Here is an 18,881-nt window from a genome sequence, read left to right on the forward strand (position 1 = left end):
ATGACTGCTGCGACGACCGATCTGTTCGCCTTCACCGAGGCCGAGCTGCTCGAACTGGCCGACCGGCAGGCGGGGCCGTTCTTCGCCTACGACCTGGCGGCGGCGCGGGAGCGTTTCCGGAGGCTGCGGGCGGCGTTACCCGGTCGCGTCCGTCTGGCGTATGCCGTGAAGTCCAACCCTGGCCAGCCCCTCCTGGAGACCTTCGCGGCCGAGGGGGCGTGGTTCGACTGCGCCTCGGCCGGCGAGGTCTCCGCGGTGCTCGCGGCGGGCGGCACGGGGTCGGGGATGGTGGTCGCCGGGCCGGCCAAGTCGGCGCGCGACCTGCAGGCGGCGCTCTTCGCCGGGGCGCGGATCCAGGTGGACGGCATCGAGGACGTCGCGCGGCTGCACGAGTTGCACCCGGGTCCGCGGCCGCTGCCGGTCAGCGTGCGGGTCAATCCCGCCTCAGGTGTGTCGGAGGGCGCTGCCATCATCGGTGGCGGCGGGCCGAGCGCGTTCGGAGTGGATGAGGAGGTGATCGAGGAGTTCGTCTCCGCGGCGCAGGGGTATGACCGGGTGCAGATCACCGGCCTGCAGGTCTTCGCGGCCAGCAACGAGCTGGACGCGGGCCTGCTGCTGGCCAACCACCGCACCACGCTCGCGATCGGATCCCGGCTGCAGGCGCTGCTCGGGCGGGAGCTGGACCTCATCGATCTCGGGGGCGGCCTCGGTGTCCGGTATGCCGTGTCCGAGCCCTCCCTCGACATCCGCACCCTGGGCGCGGGGCTGGGTCGGATCCTGGAGGAGCACCCCTGGTTCGCCGGTGAGCTGTTGCTCGAGCCTGGACGGTGGTTGTCGGCGCCGACGGGGGTGTACGGCGCGCGGGTCGTGCGGGTCAAGGAGTCGCGAGGCGAGCGCTTCGTCATGCTCGAGGGCGGCATCAACCACCTGCTGCGGCCGCTGCTGACCGGGCAGTCGTTCCCGACCCTGGCCCTACGGCCGGGGGTGGGGGTGCTGGGGGGCGACGGGTCCGGTGGTGCGTTGGTGCCCACGACGTTGGCCGGGCCGCTGTGCACGTCGCTGGATCGGGTCGGGACGGGCGAACTGCCCGCTGAGGTGCAGCCCGGTGATGTGGTCGTCTTCGGCCAGGCTGGGGCCTATGCGTCGACCCAGGCGATGACTCACTTCCTGTCCCACCCGGCGCCGGAGCAGGTCTGGCTGGGCACCTGAGCAGAGGTCGTTCCATCAGTCTTGCCGTCGGTCGACGAACCCCACGTGAAGGCAGAGCACTCACCGGGTGGCGCGACGCAGTCTCACCCAGCGACGCGCGACGTCCGGCAGGCGTGGGAGCCGGTGGTGGTCAGCGACGAGGGTGTGGACCACGCCCATGACCTCCTCGGCAGCGACCGCGGCCGCGTCCGAGGCCGAGGGGTCGACCCGGCCTAGCGCCGGATCGGCCACCAGCTCGTCCAGGATGCGCTCGAAGGAGCCCCGGTCCTCGGCGAGGTGGACCCGCTCCTCCTGCGCCATCAACTGCCCGTAGAGGACCTGATGGTCGTCCACGACCTCGCCGAGAGCCGCTCGGCGGGGCACGACGAGGGGGCGCTTGCCGGCAGCGTTGGCGTCGGCGATCGTGCCCGGACCCACCTGCCCCACCACGACATCGCAGTGTCTGTGCGCCTCCTGCAGCTCTCGCAGCGGAAGGCTCACGCGGTTGCGCGCACCCGGGACCGGCAGGGATGCTCCGTGCTGGACCAGGAAGGTGAGGTCCAGTCCACGCTGCCGGGACCACCACTCGATCCAGCCCGTCAATCGGTCGAACGGGTGATGGTCGGTGCCGACGGTCACGAAGATGCTGGTCACAACAAGGCTCCTGACACGAGGGCTCCTGGATAGAGCCGGGCCTGCTCGCGCCACTGCACGATGAAACGCGTGGCGAAGGGATAGACCATCGCGCCCGTGAGGGTGCGCGTCGAGATCCGGTCGATGACCTCGATGTAGACCGAAGGGATCTTCAGCTGCCAGGCGATGAGGAAGAAGGGTGCGGCTACCCCCGCACCAGCCGACACGATGACGTCGGGTCGGTCCTCGCGCAGCAGGCGCGAAGCCTTGGCCAGGTTGCGCAGCGCGTTGGGCACGTGCCTGGTCGTGGGATAGGCGGTGTACTCCACCCGGTCCCGCTCCGCCAGTTCGGCGGTGTGCGGAGACTCGGCGGTCACCCAGATCACCTCGTGACCCTCCAGCGCTTCCCGCAGCGGGAGCAGTTGAGCCAGGTGGCCGCCCGGTGAACTGATCAGCATGACCTTCATGCCCGTCCTCCTGAGACCAGTGGGCGCGCGGTGGGCCGCGGTCGGCCCAGCTCGTGGGCCGCTACCCGATCACTCCGGTCCGGCCCGTCCACTGAGTCCGCGAACGCCAGCGCCTCGGTGAGATCCCGACGCTTGAGGACGAGGGCCAGCGCGGTACCCAGGATCAGCATCAGCCCGGCACCGGCCACCGGATAGACGACCACGGGCGGTCCGGCTGCGCGCTCCGGCACGGTCGCGGCGTTCAGCACGATCGCCCGGTCCGACCGCTCGTCCCCGCCGCCTCCTCCGGCTCCGGCCTGCAGCTGACCGGACCGGTCCACCCGGTAGTGGACATAGGCCTGGGCGACGGCATCCGCCAGCACCACGGCCTCCTCCGGGGTAGCTGCGGCGGCGGTGATGTCGACCACTGCCGAGCCGGCGGGAACCTGGACGGTGATCATGGTCGACAGCTCCGGGGCTGTCAGCGACAGCCCGAGGTCGTCGATGGCGGACTGGGCCACGGCTTGAGAGTTCGCGACCCTGGCCTCGGTCCGCATGTTGGCGGCTCTTCCCAGATGAGGGTGTAGGTCGGCCGGGCGCGTCGGTCCGCAGGTAGACGTCGAGGTCTCCCGACGATGGAGGTTCCTACGCCATCCATCCTAAGGACCTCGACGTGACCGACGCTACCCCGCCGGCCGGCTTCGGCCGCCCTGACCTGACCGCCTTCGCGTCTCATCCCAATCGACCCTGATCGAGTCTGCTGACCCCCCTCGACGAGAACGCAGCGACATCACAGCCACCCAACCCCGACCGTCCGGGAAGCCGGGACACGTCACATGGCCTGTGCTGCGGGCGTGTCGAGTGGGTCGTCCAGGGGCGACGCAGGAGCGTCGACGCGACGTGCTGAGAGGTGGTTCCAGTCGAGCACTAGGACACCGGCTACAGGCATGGCGATAGGTCAGGAACGGCGTCGCTCCCTACGCAGGAGGGAGCGCAGAGTCTCGGCGTTCGCGTAGCCGACCCGTAGCGCGATCTCGGCGGAGGTGAGGTCCGTGGTTGCTGAGAGGTGCCGAGCTCGTTCGATGCGAAGCCGTTGGACGAAGCCGAGCGGAGTGAGGTTGAGCGCCGCACGGACTCGTCGTTCGAGGGTGCGCCGGCTGGTGCCGAGCGACTGCGCGACGAAGGCGACGTTGAACGGTTCGTCCAGGCGGGCGCGCACGAAGCGTTCGAACTCGACGACGATCGGGTCCTCGTGCCGGAGATGTTCGTAGGCGACGAAGGCCGCCTGCGACGGACGCTCGTCGATGATGAGGAGCTTGGCGACATGTTGGGCCAGGTCGGGGCTGATCGATCGCACGAGTGAGAGCGCGAGGTCGATGTGGGCGAACGCGGCGCCGGCGGTGACGAGGTTCCCGTCGACCACGACCATGGTGTCGAGATCGAGGGCGACGGTCGGATAGCGCTTCAGGAACTCCGGCCCCAGGAACCAGCTGGTCGTCGCCCGCCGATGATGCATCCGTCCGGTCTCGGCGACAGCGAACACGCCGGTGCACGCCGCGGCGATCCGGGTGGTCGCGTCGTCGAGGCGCCCGAGCGAGGCGATGACCGAACGAGCATCTCGGCTCTGGAGGGCGTCGTTGGTAGCGGCGGCCGTGAGGGTTCCAAGCGCAGGGACGACGACCACGTCGAACTCTGCGGACTCCGACAGCGGGTGGTCCACCGACAGGGTCATCGATGCCGTCGTGGTCACTCTCCGTTTCGGTCCGAGGATGGCGAGTTCGATCGGGTCGATCCGCGGGTCGACATCGCCGCGGGCTCCGTCGGCCACCCGCATGATGTCGATGACCGACGCGACAGCCGAACCGAAGCAGCCGTCGATCGCGATCAGTCCGATACGCATGGCGCGAACAATAGCAATACTGTCGTATACGCCACTTCTCACATGCCCTTGCTCGTCATACGCTGAACTCGCTTCACCAAGAAACCTCGACACCTAGGAGAACCCCTCATGTCCACACCCGCATCACTTCCGTATGCCTTCGTCGCCAAGATCGTCGCGGCCGATGGGCAGCACGACGCGCTCGCCGATCTGCTCGCCGGCGCTGTCTCGCTCGCCAACGAAGAAGTAGGAACGATTGTCTGGTTCGCGGTCAGGACCCACGCCGACACCTTCTGGATCTTCGATGCATTCCCCGACGAGGCCGCTCGCGACGCCCACGCCAACGGCGCCATCGTCGCAGCCCTGATGGCCAACCAGCACCTCCTCGGCGCAGCACCCGAGATCCTGGCGGCCGACGTCCTCGCGTCCAAGCTCCCGTAGTCCGCCAACGCACGAGACGATCGCGCCCCGCCGAGCCGTCGCCAGGTCGCGACGCAACGCCACGCTGCGTTGCCGAGCGGTGCGAGGCCTGTCGGCACACGGACAGGATGCCGGCCGCGAGCGCTCAGTCGGCGAGGGGTCCGTCGCAGAGGAGAGCGACGTCGGTGTCGGGCAGAGCCGTGAGGCCAGCGCATCGCGCGACCACCAGAACCGAACCGCCCCTGCCCTGCGTTTCCGCAGGTCAGGGGCTGTTCGCCGGAGCCGCCTGTCGGAATCGAACCGACGACCTAATCACGTCGGCTTTGCGTCTATCGCTTGATGCGCCCACTGGGCGAACGAGCCGCTGACCTGTGCAAACGCCGAGCGTGGGGGACGCCACCATCCGGTGGTGACCGACGACGACCGACCAGTACCGACCGTTTCACCGGAGCCTGCGGCGGCGTCGAAGCCGAGCAAGCTCCATTCCTTTAGCTCACCGCGCCCTCCTCCTCGCCGGTCCTGTCGTCGTCGAAGACGTTTCAGGGGTCTTCTCAGATGACGGTCTAGGTCGGCCGGGCGCGTCGGTCCGCAGGTAGACGTCGAGGTCTCCCGACGACGGAGGTTCCTACGCCATCCATCCGAAAGACCTCGACGTGTCCGACGCTACCCCGCCGGCCGGCTTCGGCCGCCCTGACCTGACCGCCTTCGCTCGACTCGACGGCCTCGGTCTGAGCGTGACCGGACAACGACTTGAACCGGATCGTGCGGTCCTCGCGTGCCGCGTGGTGGAACCAGATCAGTGGTGCCGACGGTGCGGCAGCGAAGGCGCTGCTCGTGACACCGTGATCCGGCGGTTGGCCCACGAGCCGCTGGGCTGGCGACCGACCGTGCTGGAAGTTGTAGTGCGCCGCTACCGCTGTGCCGACTGCGGACACGTGTGGCGCCAAGACACCAGCGCCGCGGCGGAGCCACGCGCGAAGCTCTCGCGCACCGGGCTGCGGTGGGCGCTGGAAGGTATCGTGGTCGCACACCTCACCGTCGCCCGTGTCGCCGAGGGACTCGGGGTCGCGTGGGACACCGCCAACAACGCGGTCCTGGCTGAAGGCAAGCGGCTGCTGATCAACGACCCCACGCGGTTTGAGGGCGTGAAGGTCATTGGCGTCGATGAGCACGTCTGGCGCCACACCAGGCGTGGCGACAAGTACGTCACCGTGATCATCGACCTCACCCCGGTCCGCGATGGCGCCGGCCCAGCAAGGCTGCTGGACATGGTCGAGGGCCGGTCGAAGGCGGCGTTCAAGACCTGGCTCGCCGACCGCGACGACGCCTTCCGTGACGCGGTCGAGGTGGTCGCGATGGACGGCTTCACCGGGTTCAAGACCGCCGCTGCAGAGGAGATCCCGGACGCGGTCACGGTGATGGACCCCTTCCACGTCGTGCGCCTGGCCGGTGACGCCCTCGACAGGTGCCGGCGCCGGGTCCAACTCGCGATCCACGGGCACCGTGGGTTCAGGGACGACCCGCTCTACAAGTCGCGGCGCACGCTGCACACCGGCGCGGACCTGCTCACCGACAAGCAGAGCGACAGGCTACGCGCGCTGTTCGTTGATGACGCTCACGTCGAGGTCGAGGCGACCTGGGGTGTCTACCAGCGCATGATCGCCGCCTATCGCCACGAGGACCGGCAACGTGGCCGCGAGCTCATGGAGAAGCTGATCACCGACCTCAGCGCCGGCGTCCCCAAGGTGCTCACCGAGCTCACCACCCTGGGCCGGACCCTGAAGAAGCGAGCCGCTGACGTGCTCGCCTACTTCGAACGACCCGGCACCAGCAACGGGCCGACCGAGGCGCTCAACGGACGGCTCGAACACCTGCGCGGCTCCGCACTCGGGTTCCGCAACCTGACCAACTACATCGCCCGAAGCCTGCTCGAGACCGGCGGCTTCAGACCCCAACTCCTACACCCCCGATTGGGATGAGCCTCCAATGGCATAGCCCCAACGGTCCGAGTACGCTAATCGGTGAAGTTACTCACCGGAATCATCCTGGAGAATGATTTTCCTGTCCACGCTCCGCCAGGGCGCCCCCTACCGGGACAAGCGCGTGGGCGAGCAGTCACACTCCACCGCGACCATCTCGGCCGCTTCGGCTGTTCCGTACGCCACCGAGAGACATGGTGCCAGCCCGCGCCCGTCCACCGCAGATGATGCCCGCCTTCCTGTGGATAACCGGCTCTTCCCAGTTGCGGTGGGGGTCATAGGTTGAGTCCTCCGCCGATGAGGAGCATGCGGAGCCTGTAGTTGGATCGGTTCTTGAAGCCTCGAGCCAGGCGGCGGTGCAACTCGACCAGGCCATTGATGGCCTCTGTCCCGCCATTCGTGGCGCCGGTGGTGAAGTAGGCCAGGAACGCTTCCTTCCACTTGCGCAGGGTCCGGCCGAGGCGGGCGATCTCGGGGATCGGGCAGGTGGGGAACGTAGCTACGACGCGCTCGGCGATCTGCCGTCCTTCGTTCTTGTCCAATTGCTTGTAGGCCGAGCGGAGCTGCTGGGCGCACTGCCAGGTCAGGTCGACCTCGTCGTGGGCCTCGTCGGCGGCGAACGCCCGCTGGATGCGGGCGCGTTGCTTGTCGGTGAGGTTCTCCTCCCCGGCGCGCAAGATGTTCTGGATGCCGTACAGCGGGTCGCCCTTGCGGCCGCGGTGCCCGGTGGTGGCCTGCTGGACCCGGCGGCGGACCTCGTCGACGCACTTGGTGCCCAGGGCGACGACGTGGAAGACGTCGAGCACAGCGGTGGCCTCGGCCAGCTCGTCGACGATCGCGGCCTTGTACCCATGGAACGGGTCGAGCGTGGCGACCTTGACGCCGGCGGTGAAGCCCGCGCCCCGCTCGGTGAGCCAGTCGGCGTAGGCCTTCTTGGACCGGCCCGGGACCAGGTCGAGTAGACGCGCCCTGACCTGCCCGTTCTCATCGCAGGTCAGGTCCACCATGCCGGTGAGCTCCTTCGGGCCGCGACCACCGTCCTCGGGTGCCTTCGTCGAGACGTGGTGCCAGACGTGCTCGTCCACGCCGAGGCTAGTGACGCCGGTGAACCGCGACTCGTCGGCTGCTGCGGCCGACAGGATCGGCTCGATCCCGGACCAGACGGTGTCCCAGCCCAGGCCCAGCTGGCGGGCCAGGCCGTGCACGGTGGCGTGCTCGCGTCGCAGCTGACCGACCGCCCACGACCTCGCCCGGGTCGTCCACGTCGAGCGTGGTGGCGCCAACCGCTCGTCGGTCTCGGTGAACGAACGCCGCAGACACGACGACTCTGTGCAGCCCCAGGTCCGCTTCACCCAGACCAGCCGCACCGGGACACCGAACGCCGGGATGTCGACCAGCCGGTGCTCGCGTCGGCCCCGCGAGGTCGCGCGCACCCCGCAGTCCGGGCACCCGACCGGCCCAGGCGGTGACTCCACCCGCACCACCATCCCCTCGGGTCCGCGCGCTACGTCCAGGACGTGATAGCCGTCCAGCCCGACGAGCACGTCGCAGTTGTCGCAGTAGGCGTCGGCCGCGCCGAGGGCACGGCAGCACGACGTAGGGTGGTCCATCGTCGAGGTCCTCGAGGTTCTCGGAATGCTTGGTCGCTTCCGATCTTGAGGACCTCGACCCCTCTCACCCCGATACCCACGCCGCTCGGCGCGTCACGAACTCACCCCCACCGCAACTGGGAAGAGCCGGATAACCCGCGATCTGGGAGCAGGACGGCGCTGCCTTCAGGCCTTCTTCGGCGCCGTCCTGAGCAATCCGCACGCCTGTTTCGGGAGGACGTCAGGGGTGTTCATTTTCTGCCATTGTTGAGTTAAGTAAGCAGACGTTAAGAAGGCCGCCGCCAGGCCCGGCGGCGGAATCACCCGGGGCTCAGGACTGCCATTCATCGAAGATCAACCACGTACGGGTGCCTCGCACCCCAGGAACCGCCTGGACCTCGCTGAGGACGACATCGCGCAGCTCGTGGTTGTCGCGGGCGCGCACCTCGACGAGCAGGTCGAAGTCGGCGCCGACCAGCGTCACCCGCTCCACCCCCGCGATCGCCGAGACGCCGTCCAGCACCGCGCGCCAGGTGTTCTGCTCGATCGTCACGGCGACCATGGCCGCCGTCGCCAGCCCGAGTTGGTCGGGATCGATCCGAGCGGCGTAGCCGGTGATCACCCGGTCCCGGTGCAAGCGCTCGAGCCTGGAGTATGCCGTCGCCCGACTGATGTGCAGCCGTTCGGCGAGGGCGCGGACCGAGAGGCGACCATCCCGGCGGAGCTCGGCGACGATCCCCCGGTCGGTCTCATCGAGGGCACCCGCCACCTGTCTCGTCGATGCGGTCGTGTCCTGGCTCACACTGGACGTCTGGTCGTCGTTCACGAGCCTAGAGTGCCAGATGTCTTGACCTGACGGGCGCTGTGGAGATGGATGCCCGAATCGCGGGACGATGGAGGGCAGACGTCCAGCCTGGCTCACCGCCAGGGCCCCGGGAGACGGAGACCTCGACGATGAGCGACACCGATATCGACACCGCCACCGACCTGCTGCCCTGCCCCGAGCCGGTGCGGCTGATCGCCCCCGACGGCAGCGTCGTCGAGCCCGACGAGCTCGCGCGGGCGCGCGGCTATGAGATGCCCTCCGACGAGGATCTCCTCGCCGTCTGGCGCGCGATGGTCATCGGCCGCCGGTTCGACGCCCAGGCCACCGCCCTGACCAAGCAGGGCCGCCTCGCGGTCTACCCCAGCTCCCGCGGCCAGGACGCCTGCCAGGTCGCGCCGGTGCTGGCGATGGCGGAGACCGACTGGTTCTTCCCGACCTACCGCGACTCCATGGCCCTGGTAACGCGAGGCATCGACCCGGTCGAGGTGCTGACGCTGCTCCGCGGGGACTGGCACTGCGGCTACGACCCCGCGGCCACCCAGACCGCCCCGCAGTGCACGCCCCTGGCCACCCAGGCCGTGCACGCCGCCGGCGCCGCCGACGGCATGCGCCGCAAGGACACCGGCGGCGTCGCGCTGTGCTTCATCGGCGACGGCGCCACCTCCGAGGGCGACTTCCACGAGGGCGCCAACTTCGCAGCGGTCTTCAACGCCCCGACCGTCTTCTTCGTGCAGAACAACAAGTACGCGATCTCGGTCCCCCTGGCCAAGCAGACCAAGGCCCCGGCCATCGCCTACAAGGGCATCGGCTACGGCATGCGTAGCGAGCAGGTCGATGGCAACGACCCCGCCGCCGTGCTCGCGGTGACGCGAGCGGCATACGGGCATGCTCGGAGCGGAAAGGGGCCGGTGCTGATCGAGGCCCACACCTACCGCATGGAGGCGCACACCAACGCCGACGACGCGACCCGCTACCGGACCCCCGACGAGGTCGACGAGTGGACCGGGCAGGACCCGATCGTGCGGCTGCAGGCCTACCTGGTCGCCCGCGGCGCCCTCGACGACGCCCGGATCGAGGAGGTCAAGGCGGAGGCCGAGGCGCTCGCCGCCGACCTGCGCACGCGGATGAACGCCGACCCGGTCGTGGACCCGATGAGCCTGTTCGAGCACGTCTACGCCGAGCCCACCCCGCAACTGCGCGAGCAGCGCGACCTGGTGCTCGCCGAGCTGGCCGCAACCGCCAGCGCCGCGCACGGATCCGAGGCCAGCCACGAGGAGACCCAGCGATGAGCACCCCAGCCGGCACCACGACATACGCCAAGGCCCTGAACGCGGCCCTCCGGGACGCCATCCGCGAGGACGACTCCGTGCTCGTCTTCGGCGAGGACGTCGGCCAGCTCGGCGGCGTCTTCCGCATCACTGACGGCCTGACCAAGGAGTTCGGCGAGGACCGCTGCTTCGACACCCCCCTGGCCGAGGCCGGGATCGCCGGCTTCGCGGTCGGGCTGTGCACGCAGGGTTTCCGGCCGGTCATCGAGATGCAGTTCGACGCCTTCGGCTACCCGGCCTTCGAGCAGGTCGTCTCGCACGTGGCCAAGATGCGCAACCGGACGCAGGGCAGGCTGACGCTGCCGATGGTGATCCGGCTGCCCTATGCCGGTGGGATCGGCGGCGTGGAGCACCACTGCGACTCCTCCGAGGGCTACTACGTGCACACCCCCGGGCTGCACGTGGTCACCCCGTCGACGCCGGCCGATGCCTACAGCCTGATGCGTGAGGCGATCGCGTCGGAGGACCCGGTGGTCTTCATGGAGCCGAAGTCGCTCTACTGGTCCAAGGCGCAGGTCGAGCTGCCGACGCGGACCGAGCCGATCGGGCGGGCTGCGGTGCGGCGCGAGGGCACGGACGTGACGCTGATCAGCTATGGCCCGCAGGTGCCGAACGCGCTGAAGGCGGCCGACGTGGCTGCGGCAGAGGAGGACTGGAGCGTCGAGGTGATCGACCTGCGCTCGTTGGTGCCGTTCGACGACGAGACGGTCGCGGCGTCGGTGCGCAAGACGGGGCGGGCCGTGGTGCTCGCCGAGGCGCAGGGCTTCGCCGGGATGGGCGCGGAGATCGCGGCCCGGGTGCAGGAGCGCTGCTTCCACTCGCTGGCCGCGCCGGTGCTGCGGGTGAGCGGGCTGGACATCCCCTACCCGCCGCCGATCCTGGAGCACACCCACCTGCCCGGGGTGGACCGGATCCTGGACACCATCGCCCGCCTGCAGTGGGACGACGAGCCGGACCTCACTCACGCGGGTTCGGCTGTCACGCAGGAGGTGTCGGCATGACGCAGGTCTTCCGACTGCCTGACCTTGGGGAAGGGCTGACCGAGGCCGAGATCGTCTCCTGGCATGTGGCGGTGGGCGATGAGGTCGGGGTGGACCAGGAGGTCGTCACCGTCGAGACCGCCAAGGCTGCGGTCGATGTCCCCTGCCCGTATGCCGGTGCCGTCGCCGAGCTGCACGCCGAGCCCGGGACCGTCCTCGAGGTGGGCGCTCCGCTGATCACGATCGGCGGGGCGGCTGGTGGTGGGGCTGGTGGTGGGGCGCTGCCGACCGAGGGTGGTGCGGCGCAGAGTCCTGCTGCCGATGGTGCGGCTGCAGGTGAGCAGTACCGGACCGAGGAGCGCGCCGGCACGCGCGTGGGTGAGAAATCTGGTGGTGGCGAGGGTCCGACCGGGGGCGCTGGCGAGGATGAGCCGGAGCGGCCGCTGATCGGCTACGGCGCGGGCGACGGCCCGGCCCGCCGCACCCGCACCTCCCGCCGCCGCGCCCGCAGCGAGACTGGTGGCGGTGAGGGGAAGACCAGCGGCACCGACCCCGCCCCTCCCCGACCGGACGCGCAGGATGTCGCCGAAAACGACGACCGAACGTCCGCTGGGTCGGCCACAGAGCCCACCGGACGCGCGGTGCGCGTCATCTCCCCCCTGGTGCGCAAGCTGGCGACCGAGTGGAGCATCGATCTGGCGACGGTCACGCCGGGGCCGACTGGCGTCATACGGAGGGCAGATCTGGAGGCCGCGCGAGCACAGCGCGCGTCCGGTACCCCCGAAACCGGAGCACAGCGCGCGTCCGGTGGCCGTTCTGGCGAGCATGACGCGCGTTCGGTCGAGGATGGGGGGCGTTCGGTCGGGACGGGGCGCGGTGGCGGCGGGGAGTCCCGGAGGATTCCGATCCAGGGTGTGCAGCGGATCATGGTGGAGCGGCTGTCGACGTCGCGGCGCGAGATCCCGGACGCGACCACCTGGGTGGACGTCGACGCGACACGCCTGATGAAGACCAAGGACGCACTCAAGGCTGCCCGGCCCGACGCCGGTATCGGCGTGCTCCCCCTCCTGGCGCGGATCGTGGTCGCTGGACTGTCGGCATACCCGGCACTGAACTCCTCGGTCGACACCGACGCCGGCGAGATCGTGCACCATGGCGGGATCAACCTGGGCTTCGCGGCGCAGAGCCCGCGCGGCCTGGTCGTCCCGGTCGTGCACGGCGCCGAGTCGATGACCACCGCCGAACTGGCCGCCGCGCTGCGCGAGCTGACCGGTCGAGCGCGGGAGGGGAAACTGTCCCCCTCCGAGCTGACGGGCGGGACGTTCACGCTCAACAACTACGGGGTGTTCGGGGTCGACGGATCCACGCCGATCATCAACCACCCCGAGGCCGCGATGCTCGGGGTCGGGCGGATCATCGACAAGCCGTGGGTGCACAAGGGCAAGCTGAAGGTCCGCAAGGTCACTCAGCTCTCCTTCACCTTCGACCACCGGGTCTGCGACGGCGGCACGGCGGGCGGTTTCCTGCGCTTCGTGGCGGACTGCGTGGAGCAGCCGGCCGGGCTGCTCGCCGACCTCTGACAGCGGGACCGGGGAGCGGCTCGTCGGCGCTCCCCCGACCCAGCGTGGCCCCAGCCGCGCCGCCTAGGGTCAGAGCATGACTTCCCCCGTGAGCTTCGAGCCGACCGACCCGACCCACGACGTCCCTGAGGTCAGCGTCAGCGACGTCGATTCCGCCGACTCCAAGCCCGCGCTCAACCCGCGGACCATCGGGCTCAGCGCGCTCGCTCTCGGCGCCCTCGCCCTGCCCGACCCCGCGCGCCTCTCCCCCGGCAAGCGCCACCTGCTGCGCCTGGCGCGGGCGGGCTTCGTCGGGTGGTACGCCTGGGACCTCACCCGCCGCACCGAGGGGTGGCCGCCCGTCTCCCCTGAGTTCCTCGGCGCCGCCGGGGGCGCGGCGGTCACCCTGGCCACCGCCCCGCTCGACGAGGCCACCGACGCCTGGGCGGACCGCACGCTGCGCAGGTTCGGGATCGACAACCCGCGCCCGGTGATCGCCGGGCTCGCTGCGCTGATGGGCGCAGGCCTGGCCATCGACGCACAGTCCCGTCCAGCGGCCGCGGACGCCTGGGTCCCGGTGGACGACGTCTTCGAGAGCATCGAGCTGCCGGGCTACGCGCGTTCCCTGATCGAGAAGATGCTCGACAGTGCACCTGTCGAGTTCACCCCCGCCGCGACGGCTCTGCGCGCCCAGCTCGACGTGGCCACCGCCAGCACACTGGTCGACCAGGAATCCACCGACGTCTTCCTCCAGGTGCCTGACGACGCCCCGCGCACCGTGCCGCACGGCCTCACCTGGCCGGTCCGCGGGCACTTCGAGCTCGGCGAGATCCCGGTCCAGCTCGAGCTGTCCATCGGCGACGGGCACATGGTCGGGCTGAACATCATGATGCGCGACGCCTACCTTGCCGACGACGACCCGCGATGGGAGGTCGACCTGCTCGAGCACCTCGACGCGTGGCCGACGCCGGACCAGGTGAGCTGGGTCGTCGAGACGTCGCAGGGTCTGCAGCCAGTCGACTGAATCGTGCAGGTCGAGGAGGTCGTCGCTCTCGCGCGCGCCCGCCCTTGGGCGGACCAGGCGTGGGCGAGCGACCTGCTCGCCAGCTTTCCCGACACGCTCGCGCGGGCGATCGAGGCTTGGGGGCTACGCATCGACCGGGCCCACCTCGAGGGAGCCGGGCTGCCCGTGCTCCAGGTATGCCGCAGCTCCCCTCCCACGATCACGTCACCGTCGGGGTCGACGGGCGGGTCGACGGGCGGGTGGGGCGCCGCCGTGCTCAAGTTCGACGGCGCAGGCACCGACCTTTCCCAGCAGGTGCGGGTCCTGCAGGCAGCTGACGGGCGTGGCTATGCGCGGGTGCTGGACGCAGACCTAGACCTCGGGGTGGCCCTGCTCGAGCCCCTCGGGCCACCGCTCGCCCAGACCACTCCTGACCCTCTCGAGCAGGCCGTCACCCTCGCAGACCTTTTGCTCAGGGCCTGGGAACTGCCCATCCAGGTCGGCTCGCCCACCGGTCCGAGCGACAAGGCCGCCAGCCTCCTCGAGCTGCTCGAAGGTGAGTTGGCCGGGAAGGGTGGGTTGCGGCATACGGGGACTGTGGAGCGGGCGGCCACGGTGGCGCGGGACCTCGCGGGCAGCCCCAGCGATCGTCAGGTCGTCGTGCACGGCGACCCGCACTCGCTGAACGCGCTTGTGCGGGACACAGCAACGGGAGAGCACGTCTTCATCGACCCGGACGGGTTCGTTGGCGAGCCAGAGTACGACCTGGGCGTGGCCCTGCGCGACCACCAGCGCGAGATCGACAGACTGGACGCGAGCCAGGGTGCGGGCGCCGGGCGGCGATGGCACGCCGACCTCGTGCGGCGGGTGAGCGCGCGGCTGGAGCTGGATGCGGACCGCGTGGACGCGTGGGCGTTCGTGGAGCGGGTCACGACCGGCGTGTGGCTGCGACGGCTCGGCTACACCGAGGAGAGCGACGCGTGGCTGGCTACCGCCCAGCGGATGTGACCCGCCCGCGTGAGAAACTACATACGATAGTGAACCCACCGGAGGAGCCGTTATGAAGCGCCACCTGCCCGCCGCCCTGCTCGCCACGACCGTGCTCCTGGCCGGCTGTGCCGTATCGGAGGACACCGAGGTGTCGGACGTGGCGGACGTCGAGATCGTGGACACGGTGGAGGGGACGGCGGACGCCGATGCCGAGTCGGCGCCGAGCGCCTTGCCCACCGAGGTCACCGCGATGCTGGCGACCTACGGGCTGGAGGAGGTGAGCGATGTCCGCGACGCGGTGGACGCGCTCGACCAGCTCGATGAGACCCGCCCGCTGAGCGTGCACGCGTCGGTGCGCACCGATGAGGTGATCTTCATCGACGGCGAAGACGAGTACGCGGTGCCGGTGCCCGGCGACGAGGTCTACGTGTCCATCGCCCCCTACGAGCAGCACACGCACGAGTGCCACTACCACGCGCTCGGCGGCTGCCAGGGGGAGCTGGTCGATGAGGAGATGCACGTGACGATCACCACGAACGACGGCGACGTGCTGGTCGATGAGGAGGCGACGACCTGGACCAACGGGTTCATCGGCTTCTGGCTGCCCCAGGACACGCAGGGTGTGGTGTCGGTGACGCGCGGGGAGCTGTCAGGTGAGACCGAGTTCGACACCGGTGAGGGCGGCGCCACCTGCATCACGACCTTGCAGCTGAGCTGAGGCCTCTCGTCGCGGTGTCGACCCCTGTTCCTTGATCGGGTTCAGACTTTCGGACGTGCACAACGTCCCGTATGCCGCCGCCCACCTGCACGTTCTCGCTCACCTGATCTGTTGTGCACGTCTGAGTGGACGGGAAGCGACGGGGCCGAAGCGCTCGCCGGAGGGTTCTGGCAGCCTGACCTCATGCACCCGACGAACCAACGGGTCCTGGACGCCGTCGCGGCCGCCGGGATCGAGCAGCGGATGATCTGGTTGGACGAGCACGCCCGGACCGCAGCCCTCGCCGCCGCCCAGATCGGCTGCGAGGTGGCGGCGATCGCCAACAGCCTGGTCTTCGACGCTGACGGCGAACCGCTCCTGGTGATGGCGAGCGGGGCCGCCCGCGTGGACACCGACCTGATCGCGACGACCTTGGGGGTCGGCTCGGTCAAGCGGGCCGACGCTGGTTTCGTCCGCGCCGCCACCGGCATGGCGATTGGCGGGGTCGCTCCCACTGGTCACCCCACGCGGTTCCGGGCTCTGGTGGATGAGGACCTGGCAGATTTCGACGAGATCTGGGCCGCCGGTGGCACTCCGGACACCGTGATGGCGCTGACCTACGAAGACCTCGTGCGGCTCACGGGCGGCGAACCCGCGCGGGTGCGGTAGATCTCACGCGCGTTCGGTCGTGGTCCTGGCGAGCACAGCGCGCGTTCGGTCGTGGTCCTGGCGAGCACAGCGCGCGTTCGGTCGAGATGGAGCGTGCCTGTCGGGGCAGACCACCTCGCCGTCACTGGTAGGTCAGCCAGCGCAGGTCGCGCTGGACGCCCGAGCTCACCGAGCCTGTCCCACCGGCGATGAAGATCTTCGCGGGCTTGACCCGCAGGAGCGCCGTGCGCACCGCGGCCGGGAGAGAGGTCGGACGGGTCAGCAGCACCGGGCCGTTGGCCTTGGCCGCGACCGCAGCAGCAGCTAGCGCGTCCGGGAAGTCATCGCCGCGCACCACCCACGCGCTCGGCGCCGGGGAGGCGAAGCGACGCGAGAGTTCGGCGGACACGACATACCGGTCGGAGCCGGAGACCCGGGTGACGGTCATCGCCAACCCACGCAACTCGGCTTCCACGCCGGCGCTCACCGCGCCGGTGCCGCCGACGACGACGATCTCGCTCGGGCGCAGCCGCTGGAGCTGCCCGCGCACGGCGGACGGCAGCCGGTCGCGGCGCGTCAGCATCAGGGGCGCATCCTGGGTTCCCGCCACGGCGGAGGCACTCAAGGCATCCGGGAAGGCTTCGCCGCTGGTGATGTAGACGCGCCGCTGACCGGCGGCGTAGCCCGAGGCCATGGCGGCGGACACGGCATACCGGTCCTCGCCCGTCACCCGGGTGGTGGGCGCATAGCCGGACAGCTGGTTGCGCACCTTCAGGCTCACCGCACCGCCGCCACCGACGATCACGATCCGCCCCGGCCGCAGCTCAGCGAGCGCGGACCGCGTCGCCGCGGACAGGTTGTCGGGCGCGGTCAGCAGCACCGGCATCGCCTCCTTGCCGGCCACCGCGGCCGCCGACAGCGCGTCGGGGAAGTTCGCGCCCGAGGTGACGTAGACGGTGGAGATTCCGGGGCTGTAGTGCGCCGTCGCGATCGCCGCGGCGGTCGCGTAGCGGTTGCTGCCGGAGCGGCGAGTCACGGTCGGGTAGGCCCCGTCCGGGTAGTCGGTCACGGTGATGGACGTGCCGGTCGAGTAGCCGCTGCGCGGACGCAGCACCACCTTGTTGGAGCGGCTGCCCGACCCCGTCCAGGTGAAGCTGAAGGCGCCGTTGGACGCGACCGGCGCGGACAGCACCCGCGTCCCGTCGACGCTGACGTCGATCACCGTGCCGGGCGAGATCGAGTCGCCAGACAGCCTGCTCAGGGTCCCCGACACCGTCGAGCCGTTGTTCCAGCGGGCCCGGTAGGTCCGATCCCCGACCCGCTCGGCACCCTTGATCGAGGGCGTGCCGAGCCACATCTTCACCGCGACGCCGGGTCGGTAGTCGTCGAAGGAGGTCAGCAGCGAGGCGGTGGAGTAGGGGTCACCATTGGCGTAGGCGTCGTACGACGACGTCACCCCGACGCCCTTGTGGCCGGCCACCCACGGGCCGCCGGAGTCACCCGGGATGATCCGGTGGTCGGCGAAGAGCGACCAGACCCACCGCTTGGGCTTGTTGATGTCGCCCGAGCCGTCGCCGATCCACTGCCAGCCGATCTTGTTGATCTTGGTGCAGGTCCAGCCGGTCATCCGACCGGACTTGCAGACCGGCAGACCGAGCACCGCGTTGGCGCGGCCGGTCACGGTCAGGCTGGTCGAGCCGGTCTTGATCGAAGCGGGATAGCTGAAGTTGGAGCCCTGGGTGTAGGTCGACAGGTCGGTCCCCCACGACTCGACCGCGGAGCCGGGCGCGCCGAACTGCCACCAGTTCACCTCGCCGACGTAGCGCCCACCAGCGGAGATCGAGGAGCCGCCCATGAAGCGGCAGTGCCCGGCACCGATGCCGACCGGGTTGCCCTGGTACCACCCGTTGAAGCCGTGCGAGCAGCCGACACCGCCGTAGCTGATGGCGTCGCCGCCACGCAGCGAGGCGGCCACCTCCGGGCCGGTGGTCCCCACCACCGAGACGCCCGGGTATGCCGCAGCCCACTCCTGCGGAGACTGCACCGGAGTGCTGGTGTCGGCGCGGCCACGCTCACGCGCGACGTCCGGGTCCACCACCATCACCTCATACCCCTCAAGGGTGTAGGCGACACCGGTCAGACCCTCGGGGCCAACCTCGGACAGATAAGCCTGGCGCAGCGCGTCCAGGTCGGCGAACGAGTCGCCCCCGGGCAGGGTGCTGGGCTCCAACGGCTCGATGCCCTCGGCGGTGAGGATGCCGACCACCGGCTCCTCAGGGTTGTCCGTGGTGCTGGCCGCCTCGAGGATCGGGCTGGCCTGCTCGGCCTGGACTCCCGCGGCCACGAACTCCTCCATCGACATCCCCAGGTCGATCGAGAGCGCCTCCTCGAGGCTGGTGTGGACGACGGTGTCGCCGGGGTCGGACTGCGTGGTCACTGTCGCCGCATCTGCGGTCACCGTCGCGGCATCACCCGGCTCGTCCGCGAGCGCGGGAAGACCCCCCAGAGTGAGGCCGAGGACACCGGCCAGGACCGTGCTGCAGAGAGCTCGCATCGCCATGGGGACGCCGTTCTGTCGAGGTCGCATGCTGCCTGGACGCGACCAGTGGGTCGAAATGTTGCACCGGCGGTCGGAAAATCTGGGAAACCCCTGCTGCTCGCCCCGCTCGTCGGTTGACGGCGGCAATGTAGCGGCCAGCACCGACAGACACCAGAC

General features: G+C 70.0%; 17 protein-coding genes. 10 read left to right on the top strand and 7 right to left on the bottom strand.

The window, feature by feature from the left end:
- Positions 1 to 1,209 (top strand): hypothetical protein, encoded by a 1,209-nt coding sequence (locus ACQBAT_RS14095; protein WP_420747947.1) that lies wholly within the window; start codon positions 1 to 3, stop codon positions 1,207 to 1,209.
- A 60-nt stretch (positions 1,210 to 1,269) separates the two neighbouring features.
- Here the strand turns inward: ACQBAT_RS14095 and ACQBAT_RS14100 are convergent, their stop codons facing one another.
- The 4 genes from ACQBAT_RS14100 to ACQBAT_RS14115 form a co-directional block, all read right to left on the bottom strand.
- The gene (locus ACQBAT_RS14100; protein WP_420747946.1) at positions 1,270 to 1,842 is read right to left on the bottom strand and encodes a glycosyltransferase; all 573 of its coding nucleotides are present in this window, start codon (positions 1,840 to 1,842) and stop codon (positions 1,270 to 1,272) included.
- Positions 1,839 to 2,288, bottom strand: coding sequence for a PssD/Cps14F family polysaccharide biosynthesis glycosyltransferase (gene pssD, locus ACQBAT_RS14105; protein WP_420747945.1), 450 nt, complete (start codon positions 2,286 to 2,288; stop codon positions 1,839 to 1,841). Before pssD ends, ACQBAT_RS14100 begins: the two co-directional genes overlap by 4 nt.
- Positions 2,285 to 2,788 (bottom strand): hypothetical protein, encoded by a 504-nt coding sequence (locus ACQBAT_RS14110; protein WP_420747944.1) that lies wholly within the window; start codon positions 2,786 to 2,788, stop codon positions 2,285 to 2,287. Before ACQBAT_RS14110 ends, pssD begins: the two co-directional genes overlap by 4 nt.
- Positions 2,789 to 3,225: 437 nt before the next feature.
- Positions 3,226 to 4,167 carry a GlxA family transcriptional regulator gene (locus ACQBAT_RS14115; RefSeq protein ID WP_420747943.1) on the bottom strand — a complete coding sequence of 314 codons (942 nt, stop codon included), beginning with the start codon at positions 4,165 to 4,167 and terminating at the stop codon, positions 3,226 to 3,228.
- 108 nt (positions 4,168 to 4,275) lie between these two features.
- Here ACQBAT_RS14115 and ACQBAT_RS14120 point away from each other — a divergent pair, with 108 nt between their 5' ends.
- Both ACQBAT_RS14120 and ACQBAT_RS14125 read left to right on the top strand, forming a co-directional pair.
- Positions 4,276 to 4,587, top strand: coding sequence for a putative quinol monooxygenase (locus tag ACQBAT_RS14120; RefSeq protein ID WP_058890591.1), 312 nt, complete (start codon positions 4,276 to 4,278; stop codon positions 4,585 to 4,587).
- 632 nt (positions 4,588 to 5,219) lie between these two features.
- The gene (locus ACQBAT_RS14125) at positions 5,220 to 6,545 is read left to right on the top strand and encodes an ISL3-like element ISPfr2 family transposase (protein WP_026138135.1); all 1,326 of its coding nucleotides are present in this window, start codon (positions 5,220 to 5,222) and stop codon (positions 6,543 to 6,545) included.
- Between the two features lie 275 nt (positions 6,546 to 6,820).
- Here ACQBAT_RS14125 and ACQBAT_RS14130 read toward each other — a convergent pair whose 3' ends face one another.
- Positions 6,821 to 8,155 carry an ISL3 family transposase gene (locus ACQBAT_RS14130; RefSeq protein WP_420747942.1) on the bottom strand — a complete coding sequence of 445 codons (1,335 nt, stop codon included), beginning with the start codon at positions 8,153 to 8,155 and terminating at the stop codon, positions 6,821 to 6,823.
- Positions 8,156 to 8,465: 310 nt separating this feature from the next.
- Positions 8,466 to 8,960, bottom strand: a complete 495-nt coding sequence (locus ACQBAT_RS14135) for an Lrp/AsnC family transcriptional regulator (protein WP_420747941.1) — start codon at positions 8,958 to 8,960, stop codon at positions 8,466 to 8,468.
- Between the two features lie 128 nt (positions 8,961 to 9,088).
- Here ACQBAT_RS14135 and pdhA point away from each other — a divergent pair, with 128 nt between their 5' ends.
- The 7 genes from pdhA to ACQBAT_RS14170 all read left to right on the top strand — a co-directional run bounded on the left by pdhA (position 9,089) and on the right by ACQBAT_RS14170 (position 16,186).
- Positions 9,089 to 10,249: a pyruvate dehydrogenase (acetyl-transferring) E1 component subunit alpha gene (gene pdhA, locus ACQBAT_RS14140; RefSeq protein WP_420747940.1), complete on the top strand. Its 1,161-nt coding sequence runs from the start codon at positions 9,089 to 9,091 to the stop codon at positions 10,247 to 10,249.
- Complete coding sequence (locus ACQBAT_RS14145; RefSeq protein WP_420747939.1) at positions 10,246 to 11,289, top strand: alpha-ketoacid dehydrogenase subunit beta; 1,044 nt, start codon at positions 10,246 to 10,248, stop codon at positions 11,287 to 11,289. The genes pdhA and ACQBAT_RS14145 overlap by 4 nt, the downstream gene beginning before the upstream one ends.
- The gene (locus ACQBAT_RS14150) at positions 11,286 to 12,848 is read left to right on the top strand and encodes a dihydrolipoamide acetyltransferase family protein (RefSeq protein WP_420747938.1); all 1,563 of its coding nucleotides are present in this window, start codon (positions 11,286 to 11,288) and stop codon (positions 12,846 to 12,848) included. The genes ACQBAT_RS14145 and ACQBAT_RS14150 overlap by 4 nt, the downstream gene beginning before the upstream one ends.
- Before the next feature lie 76 nt (positions 12,849 to 12,924).
- On the top strand, positions 12,925 to 13,851 hold the full coding sequence (locus ACQBAT_RS14155; RefSeq protein ID WP_420747937.1) for a hypothetical protein: 927 nt from the start codon (positions 12,925 to 12,927) through the stop codon (positions 13,849 to 13,851).
- Positions 13,852 to 13,854: 3 nt separating this feature from the next.
- On the top strand, positions 13,855 to 14,838 hold the full coding sequence (locus ACQBAT_RS14160) for an aminoglycoside phosphotransferase family protein (protein WP_420747936.1): 984 nt from the start codon (positions 13,855 to 13,857) through the stop codon (positions 14,836 to 14,838).
- A 52-nt stretch (positions 14,839 to 14,890) separates the two neighbouring features.
- Positions 14,891 to 15,538 carry a CueP family metal-binding protein gene (locus ACQBAT_RS14165; RefSeq protein ID WP_420747935.1) on the top strand — a complete coding sequence of 216 codons (648 nt, stop codon included), beginning with the start codon at positions 14,891 to 14,893 and terminating at the stop codon, positions 15,536 to 15,538.
- 183 nt (positions 15,539 to 15,721) lie between these two features.
- The gene (locus ACQBAT_RS14170) at positions 15,722 to 16,186 is read left to right on the top strand and encodes a YbaK/EbsC family protein (RefSeq protein WP_420747934.1); all 465 of its coding nucleotides are present in this window, start codon (positions 15,722 to 15,724) and stop codon (positions 16,184 to 16,186) included.
- Between the two features lie 121 nt (positions 16,187 to 16,307).
- Here the strand turns inward: ACQBAT_RS14170 and ACQBAT_RS14175 are convergent, their stop codons facing one another.
- A complete protein-coding gene (locus tag ACQBAT_RS14175; RefSeq protein ID WP_420747933.1) occupies positions 16,308 to 18,725 on the bottom strand; it encodes a cell wall-binding repeat-containing protein in 2,418 nt (805 codons plus the stop codon).
- Between the last annotated feature and the right edge of the window lie 156 nt (positions 18,726 to 18,881).

This window comes from Ornithinimicrobium pulveris (assembly GCF_050261105.1).
Lineage (GTDB): Bacteria > Actinomycetota > Actinomycetes > Actinomycetales > Dermatophilaceae > Ornithinicoccus.

Excerpts from the sequence above, each read along its gene's own strand:
- pdhA (WP_420747940.1), top strand. The coding sequence starts at position 9,089 with ATGAGCGACACCGATATCGACACCGCCACCGACCTGCTGCCCTGCCCC.
- ACQBAT_RS14150 (WP_420747938.1), top strand. The coding sequence starts at position 11,286 with ATGACGCAGGTCTTCCGACTGCCTGACCTTGGGGAAGGGCTGACCGAG.
- ACQBAT_RS14130 (WP_420747942.1), bottom strand. The coding sequence starts at position 8,155 with ATGGACCACCCTACGTCGTGCTGCCGTGCCCTCGGCGCGGCCGACGCC.
- ACQBAT_RS14155 (WP_420747937.1), top strand. The coding sequence starts at position 12,925 with ATGACTTCCCCCGTGAGCTTCGAGCCGACCGACCCGACCCACGACGTC.
- pssD (WP_420747945.1), bottom strand. The coding sequence starts at position 2,288 with ATGAAGGTCATGCTGATCAGTTCACCGGGCGGCCACCTGGCTCAACTG.
- ACQBAT_RS14115 (WP_420747943.1), bottom strand. The coding sequence starts at position 4,167 with ATGCGTATCGGACTGATCGCGATCGACGGCTGCTTCGGTTCGGCTGTC.
- ACQBAT_RS14120 (WP_058890591.1), top strand. The coding sequence starts at position 4,276 with ATGTCCACACCCGCATCACTTCCGTATGCCTTCGTCGCCAAGATCGTC.
- ACQBAT_RS14145 (WP_420747939.1), top strand. The coding sequence starts at position 10,246 with ATGAGCACCCCAGCCGGCACCACGACATACGCCAAGGCCCTGAACGCG.
- ACQBAT_RS14165 (WP_420747935.1), top strand. The coding sequence starts at position 14,891 with ATGAAGCGCCACCTGCCCGCCGCCCTGCTCGCCACGACCGTGCTCCTG.
- ACQBAT_RS14170 (WP_420747934.1), top strand. The coding sequence starts at position 15,722 with ATGCACCCGACGAACCAACGGGTCCTGGACGCCGTCGCGGCCGCCGGG.
- ACQBAT_RS14095 (WP_420747947.1), top strand. The coding sequence starts at position 1 with ATGACTGCTGCGACGACCGATCTGTTCGCCTTCACCGAGGCCGAGCTG.
- ACQBAT_RS14175 (WP_420747933.1), bottom strand. The coding sequence starts at position 18,725 with ATGGCGATGCGAGCTCTCTGCAGCACGGTCCTGGCCGGTGTCCTCGGC.